The sequence below is a fragment of the Glycomyces tarimensis genome, from assembly GCF_054776215.1.
Map to the genome: position 1 here is coordinate 76834 of NZ_BAAHCB010000005.1, position 20745 is coordinate 97578.

19 protein-coding genes are annotated in these 20745 nt (G+C 70.8%); 5 read left to right on the forward strand and 14 right to left on the reverse strand.

Features of this window, described 5'->3' with window-relative positions; all coding sequences use genetic code 11:
* Positions 1 to 26 precede the first annotated feature (26 nt).
* From ACYVK3_RS05975 to ACYVK3_RS05985, 3 genes are all read right to left on the reverse strand, one after another.
* Positions 27 to 1019 carry a hypothetical protein gene (locus ACYVK3_RS05975; RefSeq protein ID WP_460496366.1) on the reverse strand — a complete coding sequence of 331 codons (993 nt, stop codon included), beginning with the start codon at positions 1017 to 1019 and terminating at the stop codon, positions 27 to 29.
* Between the two features lie 57 nt (positions 1020 to 1076).
* Positions 1077 to 1952, reverse strand: coding sequence for a hypothetical protein (locus tag ACYVK3_RS05980; protein ID WP_460496367.1), 876 nt, complete (start codon positions 1950 to 1952; stop codon positions 1077 to 1079).
* A 90-nt stretch (positions 1953 to 2042) separates the two neighbouring features.
* A complete protein-coding gene (locus tag ACYVK3_RS05985) occupies positions 2043 to 3488 on the reverse strand; it encodes an aldehyde dehydrogenase family protein (protein ID WP_460496369.1) in 1446 nt (481 codons plus the stop codon).
* Between the two features lie 108 nt (positions 3489 to 3596).
* Between ACYVK3_RS05985 and ACYVK3_RS05990 the strand changes: the two genes are divergently transcribed.
* Positions 3597 to 4310, forward strand: coding sequence for a hypothetical protein (locus ACYVK3_RS05990; protein WP_460496370.1), 714 nt, complete (start codon positions 3597 to 3599; stop codon positions 4308 to 4310).
* A 176-nt stretch (positions 4311 to 4486) separates the two neighbouring features.
* Here ACYVK3_RS05990 and ACYVK3_RS05995 read toward each other — a convergent pair whose 3' ends face one another.
* Both ACYVK3_RS05995 and ACYVK3_RS06000 read right to left on the reverse strand, forming a co-directional pair.
* A complete protein-coding gene (locus tag ACYVK3_RS05995; protein ID WP_460496967.1) occupies positions 4487 to 4783 on the reverse strand; it encodes a DUF3073 domain-containing protein in 297 nt (98 codons plus the stop codon).
* Between the two features lie 217 nt (positions 4784 to 5000).
* Positions 5001 to 6071, reverse strand: a complete 1071-nt coding sequence (locus ACYVK3_RS06000; RefSeq protein WP_460496371.1) for a Glu/Leu/Phe/Val dehydrogenase dimerization domain-containing protein — start codon at positions 6069 to 6071, stop codon at positions 5001 to 5003.
* Positions 6072 to 6376: 305 nt separating this feature from the next.
* On the opposite strand from ACYVK3_RS06000, the gene ACYVK3_RS06005 reads away from it, so the two are divergent.
* The gene (locus tag ACYVK3_RS06005) at positions 6377 to 7213 is read left to right on the forward strand and encodes a hypothetical protein (protein ID WP_460496372.1); all 837 of its coding nucleotides are present in this window, start codon (positions 6377 to 6379) and stop codon (positions 7211 to 7213) included.
* Between the two features lie 208 nt (positions 7214 to 7421).
* Positions 7422 to 7643, forward strand: coding sequence for a BldC family transcriptional regulator (locus ACYVK3_RS06010; protein ID WP_460496373.1), 222 nt, complete (start codon positions 7422 to 7424; stop codon positions 7641 to 7643).
* 535 nt (positions 7644 to 8178) lie between these two features.
* Here the strand turns inward: ACYVK3_RS06010 and ACYVK3_RS06015 are convergent.
* A complete protein-coding gene (locus tag ACYVK3_RS06015; protein WP_460496374.1) occupies positions 8179 to 9051 on the reverse strand; it encodes an HhH-GPD family protein in 873 nt (290 codons plus the stop codon).
* Between the two features lie 60 nt (positions 9052 to 9111).
* Between ACYVK3_RS06015 and ACYVK3_RS06020 the strand changes: the two genes are divergently transcribed.
* The gene (locus ACYVK3_RS06020) at positions 9112 to 9777 is read left to right on the forward strand and encodes a hypothetical protein (RefSeq protein WP_460496375.1); all 666 of its coding nucleotides are present in this window, start codon (positions 9112 to 9114) and stop codon (positions 9775 to 9777) included.
* On the opposite strand, the gene disA is transcribed toward ACYVK3_RS06020, so the two are convergent.
* A complete protein-coding gene (gene disA, locus ACYVK3_RS06025) occupies positions 9774 to 10865 on the reverse strand; it encodes a DNA integrity scanning diadenylate cyclase DisA (RefSeq protein WP_460496968.1) in 1092 nt (363 codons plus the stop codon). The two genes, ACYVK3_RS06020 and disA, sit on opposite strands and share 4 nt — an antisense overlap.
* Positions 10866 to 11169: 304 nt before the next feature.
* On the opposite strand from disA, the gene ACYVK3_RS06030 reads away from it, so the two are divergent.
* On the forward strand, positions 11170 to 11763 hold the full coding sequence (locus tag ACYVK3_RS06030; RefSeq protein WP_460496376.1) for a hypothetical protein: 594 nt from the start codon (positions 11170 to 11172) through the stop codon (positions 11761 to 11763).
* On the opposite strand, the gene ACYVK3_RS06035 is transcribed toward ACYVK3_RS06030, so the two are convergent.
* The 7 genes from ACYVK3_RS06035 to ACYVK3_RS06065 all read right to left on the reverse strand — a co-directional run bounded on the left by ACYVK3_RS06035 (position 11760) and on the right by ACYVK3_RS06065 (position 20665).
* The gene (locus ACYVK3_RS06035) at positions 11760 to 12809 is read right to left on the reverse strand and encodes a fatty acid desaturase family protein (RefSeq protein WP_460496377.1); all 1050 of its coding nucleotides are present in this window, start codon (positions 12807 to 12809) and stop codon (positions 11760 to 11762) included. The two genes, ACYVK3_RS06030 and ACYVK3_RS06035, sit on opposite strands and share 4 nt — an antisense overlap.
* A gap of 236 nt (positions 12810 to 13045) precedes the next feature.
* A complete protein-coding gene (locus ACYVK3_RS06040) occupies positions 13046 to 14635 on the reverse strand; it encodes a glycoside hydrolase family 13 protein (protein ID WP_460496378.1) in 1590 nt (529 codons plus the stop codon).
* Positions 14632 to 15963, reverse strand: coding sequence for a Gfo/Idh/MocA family oxidoreductase (locus ACYVK3_RS06045; protein ID WP_460496379.1), 1332 nt, complete (start codon positions 15961 to 15963; stop codon positions 14632 to 14634). The genes ACYVK3_RS06040 and ACYVK3_RS06045 overlap by 4 nt, the downstream gene beginning before the upstream one ends.
* Before the next feature lie 5 nt (positions 15964 to 15968).
* Positions 15969 to 16808, reverse strand: a complete 840-nt coding sequence (locus ACYVK3_RS06050; protein WP_460496380.1) for a carbohydrate ABC transporter permease — start codon at positions 16806 to 16808, stop codon at positions 15969 to 15971.
* Complete coding sequence (locus tag ACYVK3_RS06055; RefSeq protein WP_460496381.1) at positions 16805 to 17758, reverse strand: carbohydrate ABC transporter permease; 954 nt, start codon at positions 17756 to 17758, stop codon at positions 16805 to 16807. The genes ACYVK3_RS06050 and ACYVK3_RS06055 overlap by 4 nt, the downstream gene beginning before the upstream one ends.
* Positions 17755 to 19134 carry an ABC transporter substrate-binding protein gene (locus tag ACYVK3_RS06060; protein WP_460496382.1) on the reverse strand — a complete coding sequence of 460 codons (1380 nt, stop codon included), beginning with the start codon at positions 19132 to 19134 and terminating at the stop codon, positions 17755 to 17757. Before ACYVK3_RS06060 ends, ACYVK3_RS06055 begins: the two co-directional genes overlap by 4 nt.
* Before the next feature lie 244 nt (positions 19135 to 19378).
* Entirely contained in the window at positions 19379 to 20665 is a 1287-nt protein-coding gene (locus tag ACYVK3_RS06065) for an adenylosuccinate synthetase (protein WP_460496383.1), read from the reverse strand.
* Positions 20666 to 20745 lie beyond the last annotated feature (80 nt).

Here is a 20745-nt window from a genome sequence, read left to right on the forward strand (position 1 = left end):
CCACCGGTCGCTTCGGCCGGCGGGGCTCAGAGCTCGTCGCCGCACAGGATCGCCGTCGTGCGGCCCTCGACGTCGGTGACCTGCCAGAAGAAATCGCCCCCCGAGCACGGCGAGGAGGCATCGTTGGCCTCCTCGTTGCTCAGTTCCTCGGGCGGGTCGACGGCGACCGTGTCGACCACCTCGTATACCGCCAGGTCGGAGTCGCACGGCACGCTCCACCACAGGTCCGAGTCGTCGAAGCACGCGCCCGCGTCCGGCGTCACCGGCACGCGGCCCTCGGGGTCGGGGTTCCCGATCGCCTCGACGCAGTACAGCTCCTCGATCGCGAGCGTCGCCTCGTCGTAGGTGAAGTACCAGTCCTTCCACGGCTCGCCGGGCTGGAACGTCCCGTACTCCTCGCCGCAGACGTCGTAGGCGACCTGCGGGTCCTCCATGCGCCCCTCATCGTCCACGCTCGCCTCGACCGCGTCGCTCGCGGCGGTGATCTCCCAGAACGCCTCGTCGCTCTCGCACGCCGTGGACATGTCGAAGGAGTAGCCCGAGACCTCCGGCTCGAACGGCAGGCACCGGCCCACGGCCTCGTCGACCCCGGGCGCCTCGGTCGTCTCCTCCTCGGCCTCGGTCGTCTCCTCCGCCGAGGTCTCCTCGGCCGCCGGGGGATCCGATATCTCGCCGTCGTCATCGCGGAGCAGGAACCACAGCAGCAGCGCGAGCCCGCCGAGGAGCACGACCGCGCCGATGACGACGCCGACGATCAGGCCGGTGCGGTCCTTGCGGGGCGGCTCGCCTCCGGACCCGAAACCGCCTCCGTAGCCGCCGGGCGGCGGCGGGTACTGCGGCGGACCGCCTGGGGGCGGATAGGGCGGCTGCGCGCCGCCGGGCGGTCCCATCGGGTCCTGGCCCGGCGGGGGGTGGTACGGCGGGCCCTGGCCTCCCGGCGGTTGCGCGGACCCCTGGCCCTGCGGGTACTGCGGTTCGGGGCCCGTCGGAGGGCCGCCGTAGTTCGGAGGCTGCACCATGGCCCCAGACTATGAGCGTTGCTCAGCCCTGACAGGCGAAATAGCCGATTCCGTCCCTTACAACTCGTTCCCGCAGATGATCGCCGAGGTGCGCCCTTCGGTGTCGGTGACCTCCCAGTAGTACTCGCCGCCGCAGGTCGCCTCGGCCGCCGCCTCGTCGTCGCTGAGCTCCTTCGGCTCGTCGAACTCGACGGTGTCGACCACCTCGTAGAGCGCCAGGTCGGAATCGCACGGGACGGTCCACCACTCGCTGGAGTCGTCGAAGCAGTCGCCGTCGCCCGGCGTGTACGGGACGCGGCCGTCGGCGTCGGGATTGCCGATCGCCTCGATGCAGTACAGCGAGTCGACCGTGCCCTCGGAGTACACCCAGTGCCAGTTCGTCCACGGCTCGCCGAGATGGGAGATCCCGTAGTCCGCGCCGCACAGGTCGTAGGCGACCTGGTTGTCGGTCAGATTCCCCTCGTCGTCGACGGTGGCGCTGACATCGAAGGACATGTTCGTGACCTTCCAGAACGCCTCGGCATCGCCGCAGGAGTCCAACAGCTCCAGACCGTCGCCGACCACTTCGGGGTCGTAGACCATGCACCTGCCGACCTCCTCGTCCACGGTCGGCTCGGCGCTCGTCTCCTCGGCGTCGGGGCTCGTGTTCTCGTCCCCGCCGGGACTCGCGGTCTCCTCGGCGGTCGACGACGTCTCGGCCGCGACGACCGGGCCAACGTCCTCCTTCTGCTCGTCCCTGGTCAGCCCCAGGGCGATCAGCAGCGTCGTTCCGAGCGTCAGCACAGTGCAGCCCACGATGATCGCCCCGATGAGGGCGTAGTTGCGCGGTCGGGGCTCCTCCGGAGACGACGGCACGCCGTACTGCGGCTGGAACCCATAGCCCGGCACCGGCGGGCGGTCCGACGGGACACTGTAGTTCGGAGGAACGGTCATATTGCCAAGCTATAAGGCCGCGTCAAGTCGACCCCTCGGCCCGCGGGTCCTGCGCCACCTCGTCACGCTCGCGCGGGGGCGGCTCGGACGCTAAAGGGTGTCGGGCAGGACCAGCACCCGCTCGATCGTGTAGTCGTCCATAGCGGACGCCACGCCCTCGCGGCCGATCCCGGAGGCCTTCACACCCCCGTACGGCATCTGGTCGGCCCTGAACGAAGGCACGTCGCCGACGACCACGCCGCCTACCTCCAGCTCCCGGTGCGCCAGCATCGCCTGCTGCAGGCTCTCGGTGAACACACCCGCCTGGAGCCCGTACTTGGAGTCGTTGACCGCCGCCAGACCCGCCTCGAACGAGTCGACGCTCTGGAGCACGAGCACCGGGCCGAACACCTCCTCGCGCAGCACCTGCGCGTCGGGGCGCACGTCCGTGAGCACCGTCGGCTCCAGGGTCGCGCCCGAACGCGGCGAGCCCCCGCACAGCACCTTCGCCCCGCCGTCGACCGCGTCGGCCACCCACGACTCCACCCGCTCGGCGGCGGCGGCGCTGATCATCGGCCCGACTTTGCACGCCGGGTCGTTCGGATCGCCCGTCGGCAGCGACTCGACCTTCTCGGTGATCCGCTCCGCCATGTCGCTGAACGCCGGCGCCTCGATGAACACGCGCTGCACCGCGATGCACGACTGCCCGGCCTGGTAGTTCCCGAACGTGGCGATGCGCTCGGCGGCCCAGTCCCGCCTCGGGTAGTCCGCGGCCACCAGCGCCGCGGCGTTGCCGCCCAGTTCGAGCGTGACGTGCTTCCCGGGCACCTGCCGCAGGATCTGCGCGCCGACCGGCGCCGAGCCGGTGAACGAGACCACCGGCATGCGCGAATCGTCCACCATCTGCCCCGCGCGGTGGTTCGGCACCGGCAGCACCGAGACCATCGCCGCCGGCAGCTCGGTCTCGGAGAACAGCGCGCCGAGATGCAGCGCCGACAGCGGCGTCGCCGGCGCGGGCTTGACCACGATCGGGCAGCCGACGGCGATCGCCGGCGCGATCTTGTGCGCCACCAGGTTCAGCGGGAAGTTGAACGGCGAGATGCCCAGGACCGGGCCGCGCGGGAACCGCCGCACCAGCGCCATGCGGCCCTCGGCGGCCTCGTCGGTGTCGAGCCGCTGCACGGCCCCGGAGAAGCGGCGGGCCTCCTCGGCGGCCCACCGGAACGTCGAGACCGCACGTCGCACTTCGAGACGCGCCCAGGCGATCGGCTTGCCGGATTCGGCGGTGATGAGTTCGGCGCACGTCTCGGCCTCCTCGTCGAGGCGGCGTCTGACATGCTCGAGCGCTTCGGCGCGGACGTGCGCGGGCAGGGCCGCGGCTTCGCGCGCGACCCCGGAGGCGGCCGCCACCGCCGCCTCGATCTGACCCGCGGTGGCCCAGGACGTGGCGCCGACCGGAGAGTCGTCGTAGGGGTGTGTGACGAAGAATTCCTCCTCGCCGTGCTGCGGTCGACCGGCCACCCAAATAGGCGAAACGGGACGGAGACGTTGCGACATGACTCCAGCCTACGGTCTCTGCCCGGTGGCGCGCTTCGATCTCACCGGCCCGGTCGCCGATCCCACCCACTTGCCCCCGATATTGCGACCGCAGTGCATGATGAAGCCATGAGTGAACAGCAATCAGGTGCGGGGTATCCGCAGCAGCCGACCTCCGGCCAACCGCAACAGCAGGGCTACCCGCCCCAGTACGCCTCCCCACAGGCGCAGTACCAGGCGCAGCAGGCCCAGCAGCAGCAGTACGCGGCCTACGGCCAGTCCGGGCCGTCGCTGTTCGACAAGCTCGGTGTGCCCGCGATGCCCGCGATCCTCGGGATCTCCGGCCTCGGCGCGCTGGCGCTGGCGGGGCTCATCGCAGGCACCAGCGACGGCACGAGCCTCGGCGACTACATCGGTTTCCAGTTCGGCGGCGTCCAGACCATCCTGGTGGGCGTCATCGTCATGTTCGCGCTCACCCTGTTCGCCGGCGAGCGGCTGCGCCCTTTGTGGAAGACGCTGGCGCTGGCGGGCGCGGCGCTGTTCTTGGCGGAGTTCCTCTACACGGTGCTCGGGTTGCCGGACGGCGACGCCGGCTCGGACGCCTCGGCGTGGATCGCGGCGATCCTGCTGCTCGGCGCCTATGCCGCCTTCGTGGCCGGGGCGCTCATGGTTCCGGGCAGTGCCGACGCCGCCGCGGCGAAGGCCGCCGCGAAGAGCGCCGCCGCGCAGCAGCAGGCCGCCCAGCAGGCCGCCGCGCAGCAGCAGGCCGGGGGTTATGCGACCGGCCAGGCCGGTGGGCAGCCGACCCAGCAGAACCAGTGGCCGCAGGCGCCGCAGCAGTAGCCGAACGCACGAGGCGGTCGCGACCCGCTGGTCGCGACCGCCTCGTTTCGTGCTCTGTGGTGTTGCGCTCCGCCGAGACTCACTGCTCCGACTCGACGCCACCGCCGCGGCCACCCGGTGCGCGGGCCGGTAGACCGGCGGCGCAGTGATGAGCGGAAGCGGTGAGCGGCGTTGAATTATGGGATTGCAGGCGCCGGGCCGGGCCGGCCCGCCGCCGGTGGGGCTGCGGGCTTCGCCGAATCGGCTAACCTCTTGTCTGGCGGGATCCAGTCCTCGTCACGGACTTGGTCGTCGTCCGCGTTGTACCGATCGGCATAAGCGGCGTACGGGTCCTCTTCCGGCTCGACGTCCACGGCTTCCTCACGACCGCCCGAGAGCTCGCGCTCGAGAGCGCGCAGGTCGGTGTTCGGAGCATGGTACTTGAGCTTCCGGGCCACTTTGGTCTGCTTTGCCTTAGCTCGGCCGCGCCCCATATGGCTCGACCCCCTCGCACAGAAATCATCGGGGCAGCCAATGCGGCGCCCCGGAATGCTTGCAATCTCTTCGTGGCTCCTACGGTACATCCTCACGGCGCTCGATTGCATCCCGGCCCATGAGTTGGATGCCACAGATTCGTGTCGATCGTGCCGAGAGCGGGACGAACGACCACTCACATCGTGAGAACGAGCTTCCACGATGTGAGCGGTCGGCTCACTTGAACAGGCGCAGCCGCTGGAGCCGGCCGACCGCGGCCATCCGCTCCTCGGCGATCGCGTCCGCGGCGGCGACCGGAGTGACCCCTTCGGACCGCGCGCGGTCGAGGATCGCCGCGGTGGTGGCGAAGATCGTCGCGGTGTGCCGTTCGGCCCGCTTGAAGTCGAAGGCGCCGCCGTACTCGTCGGCGACCTGGATGACCCCGCCGGAGTTGACGACGTAGTCGGGGCAGTACAGGATCCCGGCCTTGTCGAGCTCGTCGGCGATGCCGGGCTCGGCGAGCTGGTTGTTGGCGGCGCCGCACACCACTTCGGCGTCGAGGGCCCCCAGCGACCGCGCGTTCAGCACCCCGCCGAGCGCGCACGGCGCGTAGACGTGGAGTCCCGAGGCGGTGAGCTCCTCGGTGTCGGCCACGAGCCGCACCTTCGGGAAGTGCTCCGCCGTCCACGAGCGGGCGGCCTCGGAGACGTCGGTGGCGACGATGTCGGCGCCGGCCTCGGTCAGGTGCGGGAGCAGGTGCCTGCCGACCTTGCCGAGCCCCGCCAGGCCCACGGTGCGGCCCGCGAGGTCGTCGGTGCCCCAGCGGTGCCGGGCGGCGGCCTTCATCGCCTGGAAGACGCCGAAGGCGGTCAGGATCGAGGAGTCGCCGGCGCCGCCGGCTTCGGGCGAGCGCCCGGTGACGTGCCGCGACTCGCGCGCGACCACGTCCATGTCCTCCACGTAGGTGCCGACGTCGCAGGCGGTCACGTAGCGTCCGGCGAGGGTCTCGACGAAGCGGCCGTAGGCGCGCAGCAGCGCCTCGCTCTTGTCGGTGGCGGGGTCGCCCCAGATGACGGCCTTGCCGCCGCCGTGGTCGAGCCCGGCGAGCGCGTTCTTGTAGGCCATGCCCTCCGACAGGTGCAGCACGTCGGTGAGGGCCTCGTGCTCGGTCGCGTAGGGGTAGAAGCGGGTGCCGCCGAGGGCCGGGCCGAGCGCGGTCGAGTAGATCGCGATGATGGCTCGCAGCCCGGAGTCCGGGTCGTGGCAGAACACGACTTGCTCATGGCCGTACTCGTCGAAGATGCTCATGGCTTGCTCCAGTTCTATGGACGACGGCGCGAGAGCCGGCTCCGCGAGCGGCGCCGAGGCATGCCGTCCTATGGTCGGCCGGATCGCGGCCGGGGCGTTTTGGCGTAGCGCGGGTACGGCTACGCCAACAGTGTAAGACTTCGAATGCCCGCTTCGGCGGAGGCGATTCCCGCCTCGAGCCGCCCGAGCGCCGCCGACCGCTCGGTGATCGCAGCGTCCGCCGCATCCGGGCCGTGGTGCTCCGATCATTGGCGTGCGCGCGGGCACTGGGTCCCTTCCCGAAGAGTTATGGAAGTATCTGGCTCGTGTACGCACCGAACGCTTCGTATCTGCGCGTCTACGAGCCGGCCGGCGCATTCGCCGACGCGGGCTACTGGCGCGCCTACGCGGCCTCGGGGCGGGCTCCCGAGCCGCACGAGGGCCCGAGGATGCGGCGTGAGGCGCTGTACGAGCGCATCGGCTGGCCGTGGCGGAGCGTCCCCTCCTTCGGCCGCGAGGCCTATGTCATCGACCGGGGCGAGGACGCCGACCCCCTGGTGTGCCCCTGGAACCTGCGCTACCGCATCGCCCAGTCGGCGCTCGAGCTGCGCCGCCTGACTCCCGAGCCCGTCGCCGAGGCGCTCGTGCCGCCGGAGTTCCTGGCCTCGGCGGCCGAGGTGGTCGCGCACGACGAGCTCACCGACCGGCACGAGGCGCCGACCGACTCCCACGAGCAGGTCGCGTGCTGGTCGGTGCCGCTGCGCTGGTTCGCCTGCGTCCGGCCCGAGGACCGGCAGCTGGTCATCCATCCGAGGGCGACCTGGCTGCGCTACCGCACCCCGATCGCCAAGGCCCGCACGCAGCTCGTGGTGGCCCGCAACCTCCTGCGCGGCGAGTTCGGCGACGACGCGGACATGGCCGCGGTGATCGCCGAGACGTCCGAGTGGCTCGAGGGCTTCCACGCCGACTCGCTCGTCGAACTCGACTACGGAGGCCTGGTCTCGCGCATGGACTACGAGGAGTTGCGCCGGGAGGACTCGGTGGACCTCACCTGGGAGGCCCTCGACTGGCTCGGCGCGGGAGAGCCGGAGGGCGCGCAGGAGTGCTACGCGCGCTTGGTGGAGCGGTGGCGTGATCGTCGTCTCCAGGAGCGTCTGAACTGAACGCCGAAGTCGGTCCGGGCGCCGCTCGCGAACTCGTGATTCTTCAGTGGAGTGATCACTCGGATGAGGTGGACGCGCGGAAAGTCCAGCTAAATTCGACCGTTCGGACTATGTCGGACATCTGCGACAGCACGGACGATTAGAGAAGGAACGAATCCAGGCTGCGGCAGCCGGTGATTCCTAGCCCGTCTGTGGAGGAGATTGAACTATGACGACAGACTTGAACCTTCCGGTGGAAACAGAGGCCCTGCTCACGCCCTCTGAGGTCGCCGCGATGTTCCGCGTCGACCCGAAGACCGTCACCCGTTGGGCCAAGGCGGGGAAGATCTCGGCGATCCGCACCCTCGGCGGTCACCGCCGGTACCGCGAATCCGAGATCCGTGCCCTGATCAACGGCGACGTGCCCGTCCAGCGCGACCCGGTCGAGTAGCGGGCCCGGCCGGGCCACCCTGCCGGCCTCCCGCATCGATCACTTGCCCGATCATCCCTACTGGGGAGTGCGGGCCCTCCCTCAGGGCCCGCAAAAAAGCACCCGCCGGCACTCGTGCCCGGCGGTGTTTTTTTGTGCCCGCCTGCGCGGCAAGCGGTGTCAGGCCGGAACGTGACGGTGCCGCCGGGGTCTGAGCGCGCGGTACCTCGGCGGCATCGTCGTCGCCCGGTCGCGGCGCCCTTCGGCGCTCGCAGTCGCCACGGCCGCTTTCATGCGGCCGGATCCGCGGTCGACGCGACGTTGTGATGGCGCGAGCCGCGTCGTCGTGTTCCTGGCCGGCCGCGCGGGGGCGGCCTTGGCGACCGGTGTTCGGCTCCAGCACCGGCGGTGAGCACGGGCCGCGAGGCCCGCCCGGCGCCCCGCTTGTGTGAGAAGCGGAGTTGGACCCAGAGCCGCCGATTCTGCGAATCGGCACCAACCGAGCATCGTGAAGTTCTCTCAATTCATACGTTAACAGCGGGATCGCCGCTTGTCATCAAGTCGGCAACTCGAATCGCCCGTTCTCGTCGGTCCCCACGAGCCCTTCCGTGATCAGCTGCGCCACGGCCTCTTCGAGCATGCGCCGATCGGGCCAGATCGCGTCGATCCGGTCCTTTTCGACCGGCCCGTCGGCTTCGCGCAGGACCTTCATGACCTCGCCCCGCACGTGCCGGTTCGTCCCCTTGTAGCGCTGAGGCTTGCGGCTGGGCCCGGCCGGGACCTCCTGGCCGGAGAATCCGCACGCGTCGCTGACCGGGCACTCGCCGCACTCGGGCTTGCGTGCGGTGCACACCAGCGCCCCCAGCTCCATGAGCGCCAGCGACACCCGTGCCGCCGTGCGCGCCTCGACCGGCAGCAGCGCCTCGGCGGCGGCCAGGTCGGCCTTCGTGGTGGCGGTGCCGGCGTCGGCCTCGCCGCCGAGCCGGGCCACGACCCGGCGGACGTTGGTGTCGACCACGGGATGGCGCCTGCCGTAGTGGAAGACGGCCACGGCCGCGGCGGTGTAGACCCCGATGCCGGGCAGCTTCTCGAGCTCGGCGGGATCCGCGGGCACCTCGCCGTCGTGGCGCTCGGCGACGATGCGAGCGCACTCCTGGAGGCGCAGGGCGCGCCGGGGGTATCCCATGCGGCCCCAGGCGCGCAGGACTTCGGCGGTGGGCGCCTCGGCGAGGTCGGCGGGGGTCGGCCAGCGCGCCATCCATGCCTCCCAGACGGGGGCGACGCGGGCGACCTGGGTCTGCTGGCTCATGACTTCGGAGACCAGGACGCCCCATGCGGTGGTGCCGGGCCGCCGCCAGGGCAGCTCGGTGCGGTTGTGGGCGTCGAACCACGGCAGGAGCCGTTCGGCGAGCCGGTCGGGTGCGAGCATGAGCCCATTGTCCGCGTGTAGTTCCCCCGATGCGAGGGGAGGGTGGGTTAGCGTCCCGACGTGCAGCGTTTCGAGGAGAGGTTCGTGAAGGGCTCGGAGCCGGCGTCGGTGTACTGGAAGCGCCGGGCGATCGTGGCCGGATCGGCGGTCGCGGTGGTCCTCGTCGTCGTGCTCGGGTTCAAGGTCCTGGGCCCGGGCGGCGGGGTGAGCGTCGAGGGCGGGGCCGAGGCCGAGCCGCAGGAGTGGGTGGCGCCGTCCTCGTCGAGCACGCTGCTGCGGCCCTATGTCTCGCCGACGGCCGAGCCGGAGCCGAGCAGCGCCTCGCCGTCGCCGACGGAGCCGGCCCTCGCCCCGTGCGTCGAGGACGAGCTGATGCTCCAGGTGGTGGCCGCGTTCGATGAGGTCCGCTCGGGCGCCGAAGTGCCGGTGAGCGTGCTGGTGGCCAGCGGCGCGGCCGAGACCTGCACGGCCGAGCTCGGCGAGGTCGAGGTGGAGCTCGCCGCCGGGGAGGACGTCGTCTACTCCACCGCGCACTGCCGAGAGGCCGAGGCGAAGACGGTGGAACTGGAGGAGGGCGCCGGTCAGACCGTGGAGTTCACGCTCGACGGGCTCGCCTCCGAGCCGGGATGCGACGGGGAGCGCAGGGAGCTGCCGGCGGGGGACTACGAGCTGCGCGCCAAGTTGGGCGCGGCCGTCTCGCAGCCGACCGCGCTCACACTGACTTAGATGTACCGGTCGAGGATCGAGACCTCGGCCAGGCGGGTGAGGCTCTCGCGGATGTTCTGGGCCCGGCCGCGGCCGATCCCGTCGACCCCCTGCAGGTCCTCGACCGAGACGCCGAGCAGTTCGGGCAGCGAGCCGAAGCGGGAGACGACGCGTTCGATGACGGCCTCGGGCAGGCGCGGGACCTTCGCGAGCATCCGGTATCCGCGCGGGCTCACGCGCCGGTCGAGCGCGTCCGGGGAACCGGGGTAGCCCAGGGCGCGGGCGACGGAGGTCAGGTCGAGCAGCTCGGTCGAACTCATCTCGTCGACGGTGCGCAGCGCCTTGGGGAAGTCGGCGCCTTCGGGCAGGTAGTCGCGGACGACGAGCTCCCGGTCGGTGTCGACGCCGGCCATGAGCTCGTCGAGCTGGAGCGCGAGGAGCCGGCCGTCGGTGCCGAGCTCGATGACGTTGCCCTCGACCTCGTCGGCGATGTGCCGGGCCATCTCGAGGCGCTGGAGGACGGTGACGGCGTCGCGGACGGTCACGAGGTCCTCGATCTCCAGGCTGGAGAGGTTCCCGGCGACCTCGTCGAGGCGCTGCTTGTAGCGCTCCAACGTGGCCAGCGCCTGGTTGGCGCGGGAGAGGATCTTCGTCGACGGTTCGAGCAGGTGGTGCACCGATCCCATGTACAGGCCGATGGTGTGCATCGACTGGCTGACGGAGATGACCGGCAGGCCGGTCTGCTTGGCGACGCGCTCGGCGGTGCGGTGGCGGGTGCCGGACTCGGCCGAGAAGATCGACGGGTCGGGCATGAGGTGGACGCCGGCGCGCACGATGCGGGAGCCGTCGGTGGTCAGCACGACCGCGCCGTCCATCTTGCACAGCTCGCGCAGGCGAGTGGCGGAGAACTCGATGTCGAGTTCGAATCCGCCGGTGCACATGGCCTCGACGTCGTCGTCGCAGCCGACGATGATGAGCGCGCCCGTGCGGCCTCGCAGGATGCGTTCCAGACCGTCGCGCAGCGCCGTTCCGGGAGCCATCGTGGCCAGTGTCGCGCGTAGGCCTTCATCCGGGATCGCCGGCACGAGAACCCCCCATAACTGGATTATCTGATCCGGCTGGGCCGGTTGGACATTATGATCCGACGTCCGGAGCCGAGGCTCGGCTCCCGAGCTTCTCCGTGAGGGGCGGACGAAGCGGACACCGGGTGGTTGACACCAGTGTACGGACGAGAGCCGCTCGGGCGGGAACCGCATTTCGCCGCCACGCGTGAATCGCCCCTCGAACCGGGTCTTTTCACCCCGTATACACAGGTGGTTCACCGGTGATCCGCGTCTCGTCCAACCGCGGTGAAGCGACCCGTTACGGCCCGATTTCGGGCCCTGGCTACAGTTGCCGACGAGGAGGTGGCCGGTGCGAAGAAGCTCGGAGTGGACCGTCGTCGAACGAAGCTCACCGACCCGCCGGATCTCCTCGCTGATCCTCTACGCCCTCGTGTGCGCCGTCGGCATCGGCGCGCTCGCGTGGCTGGTCCACACCGAGCCGGGGACGCTCGACTCCGGCGAGCCGAATCCGGTGGTGGCGCTGCCGGGCTTCTTCGCCGCCGTGGCCGCCCTGGGAGCGGTCCTCCTGCTGGCGCCGCTCATCAGGTCGCCGCAGTTGCACGTCAACCACTTCGGCTTGCGCGTGCGCCCGAGCTTCGGGAAGGTCCTGCTCATCCCGTGGAGCAATGTCGAGGAGCTGGCGGCGATCACCGTCGGCTCCGGGCGCAGGGGCCACTCGTATCTGCTGCTGGCGACCGACGTCTATCTCGGGCGCGGCGGCTCGGACCGGCCGGGCTTCATCGACCGGTCGGTGCTGCGCGAGGCCAACCGCGCCACCGAGGGCCTCGTCGCGGGCTTCGACCTCGCCATGCGCTGCAACGACTTCGCGCCGGAACCGCAGCAGCTCCTCGCCCGCCTCGCGTCGTTCGCGCCCGGCCACGTCCAGGTCGTCGACCGCCTCTAGCTGCGGTGCGAGTCGGCGTTCCGCGACGCTTCGCGGATGGGCGCGCCGTTGCGGTGCAGCTCCCGCAGCGCCTCACGGTACGACTCGAGAAGTCCCGTTTCGTGGTAGTCGACGCCCAGCTCGTCGCAGAAGTCGCGGACGATGGGCTTCGCGCGGCGCAGGTGCGGCGTGGGCATCGCGGGGAAGAGGTGATGCTCGATCTGGTAGTTGAGGCCGCCCAGCGCCACGTCGGTGAACCGGCTGCCCTTGACATTGCGCGAGGTCAGCACCTGCTTGCGGAGGAAATCCGGGTTCTGGTCCCCGCTGTAGGTGGGCATGCCCTTGTGGTTCGGCGCGAAGATCGAACCCATGTAGAGACCCCAGAGCGCTTTGTGGACCACGACGAACACGACCGCCTTGCCGGGCGAGAGGACGAGGAACACCGCTGTCAGATAGGCCGCGAAGTGCACGAAGAGCAGCACGGCTTCGAGCGCGCGGTGCTTCATCGCCGGGTTGAAGACCGACTTGATCGCGGACACGTGGAGGTTGACTCCGGCGAGCGTGAGCAGCGGGAAGTACAGGAGCGCGCCCCTGGCGCCGATGAAGCGTGTGACGCCCTCGCTCTGGCGGGCCTGCTCCTGCGACCAGACCAGGATGCTCGGCTCGACGTCAGGGTCGAGCTCCTCATGATTGGGATTGGCGTGATGGCGAGTGTGCTTGTCCTGCCACCAGCCGTAGCCCAGGCCGATCGCCAGGTCTCCGGTGACCATGCCGACGCGGTCGCTCGGCCGGCGGGTGCGGAAGACCTGCCGGTGGGCGACATCGTGGCCGAGCAGGGCGATCTGCCCGCTGACGATCGCCATCACGACCGCCGTGGCGACCTGGAGCCAGCTGTCGCCGATCCAGAAGAAGGCGACCCAGGATCCGGCGAGCATGGCACCGACGAGGGTGAAACGGAGCGCGTAGTAGCGCGGGCGGCGCTCCATGAGTCCCGCCTGATTGACGCGGCGTGCCAGCGCGGCGAAATCACTGCTCGCCCGCACCGCTTCGGTCATTGTGGATTCCATGAAGCTCCTTCGGAACCGGCGGCCGCGCGGTCGCGGCCCGGTGCCGTCAACTCTGACCGCGCACCGCCCGAATGCCATTGCCGCTGCCCTTACAGTCCGAGTGGTGCTAGCACTACCAAGGCGAGCGGGGCGAATGCCAGGGCCGGCCCCGGAGGAGGTCTCCCGGCGCGACGCCGTGCGGCTCAGTCCGTGCGGACGCGCCGCGGGCCGGATTCGGGCGGGGCGGTCGGCTCCGTTCAGGGAGGCGTCCGCAGCCAGACGGCGGCGTCCGGCGGCAGGCGGCCGTCGTCGAGTTCGGCGCTGGCGATGAGCGGGGCGCCGTCCGGCAGGTCGACCGGCTGCTTCGCGCAGTTCACCACGTAGGCGAAGCCGGGCGGCCTGGCGAAGGCGAGGACGCCTTCACGGCTCGGCAGCCAGTGCATCCGGCCGTCGCCGAGGGCGGGCTCGGCACGGCGGACGCGCAGCGCCGAGCGGTAGAGCGAGAGCATGGACTCGGCGTCGCCCCACTGGCGCTCGACGGTCAGCTTGTGCCACTGGGGCGGTTGCGGCAGCCACGAGCCGTCCTCGCCGAAGCCGAACGGCGGCTCCTCGCCCGACCACGGCAGGGGCACCCGGCAGCCGTCCCGGCCCAGGTCCTCGCCCTCGGTGCGGCGGAACACCGGGTCGCGGCGCACCTCGTCGGGCAGGTCGAAGACTTCGGGCAGGCCCAGCTCGTCGCCCTGGTAGATGTAGACGTTGCCCGGCAGGGCCATCGACAGCAGCGCCGCCGCACGCGCGCGCCGCCGTCCCAGTTCGGGGTCGCTCGGCAGGTCGTGGCGGCGCTTGGCGAAGTGGGTCTCCTCGCGGCCGTAGCGCGTCACGTGCCTGGTCACGTCGTGGTTCGACAGGACCCATGTCGGCGGGGCGGCTACCCGGCGGTGCGTGTCCAAGGTTTCGTCGACGACCGCCCGCAGCGCGCCGGCCTCCCACGCGGACTTGAGGAACGCGAAGTTGAACGCGGTGTGCAGCTCGTCGGGCCGCAGGTAGCGTGCGAACCGCTCGGGGTCGCGCACCCACATCTCGCCGACGAAGGTCCGCTCGCCCTCGTATTCGTCGAGGATCAGCCGCCAGGCACGGTAGATCTCGTGGACCTCGGGCCGGTCCTTGTCCGGCTGGTCGGAACCGGTGAACTCGTAGGCCGGGGGATGGTCGGGGTTCGCGGGGTGCGGCTTGTCCGGCAGCCCGCGTGCCTTGACGAGCCGGTCGGCCACGTCGATGCGGAAGCCGTCGACGCCACGGTCGAGCCAGAACCGCAGCACCGACTCGAACTCGGCGCGCACCTCGGGGTGCTCCCAGTTCAGGTCCGGCTGCTTGGCGTCGAACAGGTGCAGGTACCACTGGCCGTCCTCCACGCGTGTCCACGCCTTGCCGCCGAAGCGCGAGGGCCAGTTGTTCGGTTCGTCCCGGAAGTGGTAGCGGGCCCGCTCGCGCGAGCCGCGTCCGGCGCGCAGCGCGGCCCTGAACCACGGGTGCTCGTCCGAGGTGTGGTTGGGGACGATGTCGATGATGACGCGCAGTCCGTGCTCGTGCGCCGCCTCGATGAGCCCTTCGGCCTCGCCGAGCGTCCCGAACACCGGGTCGATCGCGCGGTAGTCGGCGACGTCGTAGCCGCCGTCGGCCATCGGCGAGCGGTACCACGGCGTGATCCACACCGCGTCGACCCCGAGCTCGCGCAGGTACGGCAGCCGGGACCGCAGCCCGGCGAGGTCGCCGACGCCATCGCCGTTCCCGTCCGCGAAGCTGCGCAGGTACACCTGGTAGATCGCCGCGTCACGCCACCACGTCATGCCGCCTCCATCGCCACGGTGCGGCCTTCGAGTCGCGAGCGTTCGGCGGCGAACGCCATCCGGTGGCTGTCGAGCGACGCCTCCAGCGTCGTGGCCGGCTCGCCGCCCTCGGCCAGCGACGACACGAACGCGTCCATGAGCGCGTCGTCGCCGCCCGAGTGTCCCCTGTGGTCCGCGTGTCCCTCGGCGGTCATCGGACCGGCGAACAGTTCGAACGCCCGGTGGCCCATCGGCCGGCGCTCGAAGCGCTTGACGACGCGCGCCGGCAGGTCCGGCAGTTCGGCGGCCGGGGAGAACAGGTCGACCTCGACCTTGCCGGTGCGCAGGTGCCCGGTGATCTCGCCGCCGGTGCCGGTCAGGCGGACGGTGCGCGTGTTCTGCCCGGTGAACGCCGAGGTCGACAGCGTCGCGGTCAGCCCGTCGGCGAAGCGCATCGTGGTCTGCTGGTGGTCGGCGACGTCGTTGTCGCTGTGGAAGACGCACCGGCCGTACGGCCCGTGCCGCAGCGCCTCCATCCGCCCCTCGGGGCTGAGGTCGTCGCCGAGCAGCGCCACCGGCCAGCCGGTCACGTGCGCGAGCGCGTCGACGTAGTAGCGCGGCGCGTAGAACGGGCACTGTTCGGCCGCGGGGCATCCGTCGAGGCAGTAGTCGGGCGCGCCGGGCGGGGCGTGCTCGGGCCGGAAGTACGTCAGCTCCCCGACGCTGGCGACGCTCTCGGGCGCCGAACCGGCGAACCAGCGGATCGCGTCCAGGTCGTGGCAGGTCTTGGCGAGCACGATGGGGCTCGACGAGGCGGCCAGGCGCCAGTTCCCGCGCACGTAGGAGTGCGCGAAGTGCCAGAACCCGATGTTCTCCTCCAGGCGCATCGTCACCAGGCGCCCGATCGCGCCGGAGGTCACGATACGGTGCAGCGTCAGCCAGAACGGCTGGTAGCGCATGACATGGCAGATCCAGATGCGGGCCCGCAGCCGCCGCGCGGCCCCGGTGAGCCGGTCGAGCTCGTCCGGTGTCGGCGCCGCGGGCTTCTCCAGCAGGATCGGCATCCCGGCCTCGGCCGCCGCGATCGAGGCCTCGACGTGGAGCCGGTCGGGCAGGGCGATGACGACCGCGTCCAGGTCCAGGCGGTCGGCGTCGGCCACGAGGCCCCGCCAGTCGCCGAAGCGGGCGTCGGCCGGCAGGCCAGCGGCGTCGGCGAGGCGGTCGCGCCGGTGCGGCAGCGCCTCGGCAACCGCGGCGATGCGGGCCCGTTCGGGCCTCTCGAGCACCCACTTGCCGTACGCGTCGGCGCCCCTGCCGCCGGCGCCGAGGATTCCCAGACGGATCGGCATGTGTCTCATCCCTTCTCGGCTCCGGCGGTGAGGCCGCTGATCAGCAGTCGCTGCGCGAGGAAGAACCCCGCGACCACCGGGACGGTGATGCTGATCGAACCCGCCATGAGCACATTGGTCGGCACCGAGAACTCGGTGAGCTGCGCGATGCCCAGCGACACCGTCCATCTCGGCCTGTCGTGGATCAGGAACAGCAGCGCGAACAGGTATTCGTTCCAGGCGATCAGGAACACGTAGAGGGAGGTCGCGGCGATGCCCGGCAGTGCCATCGGCAGGACGACCCGCCGGATCAGGGCCAGGCGCCCGCAGCCGTCGATCATCGCGGCCTCCTCGACGCCGACGGGCACCGCGACGAGGTAGTTGCGCAGCATGTACAGCGCGACCGGCACGGTCTGGGAGACGTACACCAGCACCAGGCCCACCAGCGTGCCGGTCAGCCCTACCCGGCTGAGCCCGACGAACAGCGGCACGGCCAGGACGATGCCGGGGAGCAGGTAGACGCCGAGGAACGCCGCGTTGACCGGCCCGCGCCCGAAGAACCGCAGCCGCACGGCCGCGTAGGCGCCGAGCACGCTGCACACGATCGCCAGTGCCGCCGCCGCGAGCGACACCCGCAGCGAGGTCCACATGTTGGCGCCGATGCCGAACTCGCCGAGCGCCGTCGGGTAGGCGTCCAGGCTCGCCTCGTCGCTGGACGGCAGCAGCGACAGCGGCTCGGCGATGATCGAGGTGTAGGGCTGGACCGACAGCAGGAACGCGTACAGCAGCGGACCGACCGAGACGAGCACCGCCGCGGCGATCACCCCCCAGCGCAGCACCGCCAGGATCCGGTCTCCGAGACTCATCGCGCCTCCCGCCTGAGCATCCACACGTAGACGCCCACCACCACGACCAGCATGCCGGTCATGAGCAGTCCGGTGGCCGATGCGGTGCCGATGTCGGCGCGGCCGACGAGCTCCTCGTAGACGCGGATCGACAGCACGCCGGTGCCGCCCGCGCCGCCGGTCAGCAGGTAGATGTCGTTGAAGTTCTGGAACGACCAGAGGAACCGCAGCACGGCCAGCAGCGCCATCACGCCCACCAGCTGCGGCAGGACGATGTGGACGAAGGTGCGGACGCTGCCGGCCCCGTCGATCGCGGCGGCCTCCTCCAGGTCCCGCGGCGCCACCTGGAGCCGCGCGGTGATGAACAGGAACGCGAGCGGGAACGTCTTCCACACCTCGAAGGCGATGACCGTCAGCAGCGCCACCGGGACGCTGACGCCGCCGACGTCCCGGCTGGTGGTGGTGAGGAAGGCGATCGGCTCGCTCCATCCGAGCCATTCGGCGCCCGCCGCGTTGACCAGCCCGTGGCTGGTGTTCAGCAGCGACTTCCAGATGGTCGCGGCGGCGACCACCGGGAGGATGTACGGAATGAGGACCAGGGCCCGGATCAGCGCCCGTCCCCGGAAGGGCCGGCGCAGCGACAGCGCGACGGCCAGACCCACCGCGACGGCCCCGACGGTGGACGCGGAGGCGTAGGCGACGGTGGTGCCCAGCGACGACCAGAACCGCTCGGAGTTCCAGATCCGGGTGATGTTGTCGGTGGTGAACACCAGCTCGTCGAGGTACAGGTGGGGGATGTCCACGAGCCTGATGTCGAGGAACGCCAGCAGCAGCACCGCCAGGAACGGCGCGATCGCGAAGACGGTCACGACCAGCAGGGTCGGTCCGACCAGGAGCCTGCCTTGGAGGTCCTCGCGCTGGGACAGCGTCAGGGGCCGGCCCCAGCGGGTCAGTATGAGCCGCTTCGTCATTCACCCAGGTCCCGCTGGGCGGCCGTGACCGCTTCGGCCATCCGCTCGGCGGCGGCGGCCGGGTCGCCGCCGGCGAACAGCTCCTCGGCCTCGGTGGACAGGATCGTCTGGGAGAACACGACCCCGGCCAGCGCCGCGTCGTCGGTGCCCCAGCCCCAGCGGGTGAGCGACTCGGCGCCCGAGGCCATCCGGTCGACCAGTTCGGTCCCGTAGACCTCTTCGATGGAGAAGTCGCTCGCGGGGTCGTTGCCGAAGGGCAGGCGCGCCCAGCCGTCGAGGTACTCCGTCGAGCCGGGTTCGGGTCCCGGTCGCATCGGGATGCGGCCCTCGGTGGCCGTCGACAGGTTCTCCACATAGCCCTCGGACAGCATGAAGGCGATGAACTCCTTGGCGTCCTCGGCGTTCGCGCCGGTGGGGATCCCGTAGTTCGTGGTCTGGCCGTACTGGACGGAGGCTTCGGCGCCGGTACCGCTGAGCGCGGTGACGAAACCGGTGTTGGTGTGCAGGAACTCCGGATCGCCCGCGCATTCGCCGCAGGTGAGCGGGTTGTCGATGTCGAGCCCGGCGATCTCGTCGACGACGTGCGAGGAGAACAGCAGCATCGCGGCGTCGCCCGCGAGGTAGCTCGCCCGCGCGGCCTCGACGTCCATCTGCCCGCTGCCGGCGGTGGCGGCCAGCCGCTGGTAGCGCTCGAGGCCCTCGACGCATTCGGGCGAGTCGATCGTGACCTCGCCGTCGGTGGCGAGGCGGCAGCCCATCGGCAGGAGCATCGACTCGATGCCCTCGGAGGTGTAGAGGTCGCCCGGCATGGACCCGATCGCGATTCCGGCCATCCCGTCGCCTTGCAGCGCCTCGGCCGCCTGGACGAGGTCGGTGACCGATTCGGGCGCGGCGAGGCCTTCGGCCTCGAACAGGTCCGTCCGGTAGGCGATCATGTGCCCCCAGCCGTCGGAGGGGACCGCGGCGAGCTCGCCGTCGACGGTGACCATGTCGAGCGCCGAGCGGTGGAAGGTCTCGGCGCCGAGTTCGTCGACGATCTCCTGCGGTGTTTCGGTGTCGAGCAGTCCTTGCGCGCTCCAGGAGGCCGTCTGGCTGGGGTTGTGGGCGACGACGTCGGGGACGTCGCCTGAGGCGGCGCTGGTGACGAGGGTCTGGCTGGCCTGGTCGGGTTCGAGGGCGACGATCTCGACCTCGATGCCGGTCCGCTCGGTGAACCGCTCGGCGAGCGGTTCCTGGACGGCGAGCCGTGCCGGTGTGGTGTAGGGGGTCCAGAAGGTGATGGAGCCGTCGCCGGATTCGTTCGCGTCGTCTGGGCTGCACGCCGCTGCGCTGATGAGCAGCGCCGCTGCCGCCACGGTGGTCGTCACTGTCCGCATAGCCGCTCCCAAGGGGACGAATCGGTGCGTGTGGTAGATCACGCCCAATTCGCACTATAGCGGTCCGACCGGTCCGGGCGGTACCCCGAGACCGGACGAGTCCCGATGCGCATGAACCGGTCTCGGATGACGGCGGACGCGGTGGCATGGAAACGGTCGCCGGCCGGCGGGCGAGCCGCACGGCAGCGCGAAGACGGGGCGGCGGTCGCCCCTGGGATCCGTTCGGATCGGTCGAGAGCCGACCCTAGATCAGCGGGTGGCGGATGATGTTCTCCTCGCGGCCGGGGCCGACGCCGATGACGCTGACGCGCGCCCCGCACAGCTCCTCGAGCCGCTCGACGTAGGACTGCGCGTTCGGCGGCAGCTCCTCGAACTTGCGGCACTCGGAGACGTCCTCCCACCAGCCGTCGTGGTACTCGTAGACCGGCTTGGCGTGGTGGACGTCCGTCTGCGTCATGGGCATGTCCTCGACGACCTCGCCGTCGATCTCATAGCCCACGCAGATCGGCACCCGCTTGAGTTCGGAGAGCACGTCGAGCTTGGTGACGAACAGGTCGGTGATGCCGTTGACGCGCACCGCGTAGCGCCCCAGGACCGCGTCGAACCAGCCGCAGCGGCGGCGCCGCCCGGTGGTGACGCCGTACTCGCCGCCGCGCTTGAGCAGGAACTCGCCGTACTCGTCGTGCAGCTCGGTCGGGAACGGGCCCGAGCCGACGCGGGTGGTGTAGGCCTTGATGATGCCGATCGCGGTGGTGATCTTGTTCGGTGCGATGCCGGTGCCGACGCAAGCGCCGCCGGTGGTGGGGTTCGAGGAGGTCACGAACGGGTAGGTGCCGTGGTCGACGTCGAGCATGGTGGCCTGCGCGCCTTCGAGCAGGACGTTCTTCCCGGACTCGAGGGCCTTGTTGAGCAGCAGGCGCGTGTCGGTGATGTAGGGCTTGAGGCGCTCGGCGTAGCCCAGGTACTCCTCGGCGACGGCCTCGGGGTCGATCGCCTTGCGGTTGTAGACCTTCACGAGGATCTGGTTCTTCTCGCGCAGGATCGCCTCGAGCTTCTCGGTGAGGATGCCCGGGTCGAGCAGGTCCTGGACGCGGATGCCCATGCGGGCGACCTTGTCGGCGTAGGTCGGGCCGATGCCCCGGCCGGTGGTGCCGATCCGGGACGAGCCCAGGTAGCGCTCGACGACGCGGTCGAGGGCGCGGTGGTGGGGCATGATCAGGTGGGCGTCCGCGGAGAGCTTGAGGTTCGAGACGTCGACGCCGCCGGCGATGAGCTCGTCGAGCTCGGCGATGAGGAACTTCGGGTCCACCACGACGCCGCCGGCGATGACCGGGACGACGCCCGGTGTGAGGATCCCGACCGGGACCAGGTGGATGGCGTACTTGGTGCCGTCGGGCGTCACGACCGTGTGCCCGGCGTTGTTGCCGCCCTGATAGCGCACGACGTAGTCCATGTCCGCGCCGAGCAGGTCCGTGACCTTGCCCTTGCCTTCGTCGCCCCACTGCGTTCCGACGACCGCGATCGCTGGCATTTGCCCACCCTCCCGGGAACTTGATCACCCGATTACTTCGTAAGCCTACTGGCACTGCCCGTCGCCGGGTCTCACCAGGG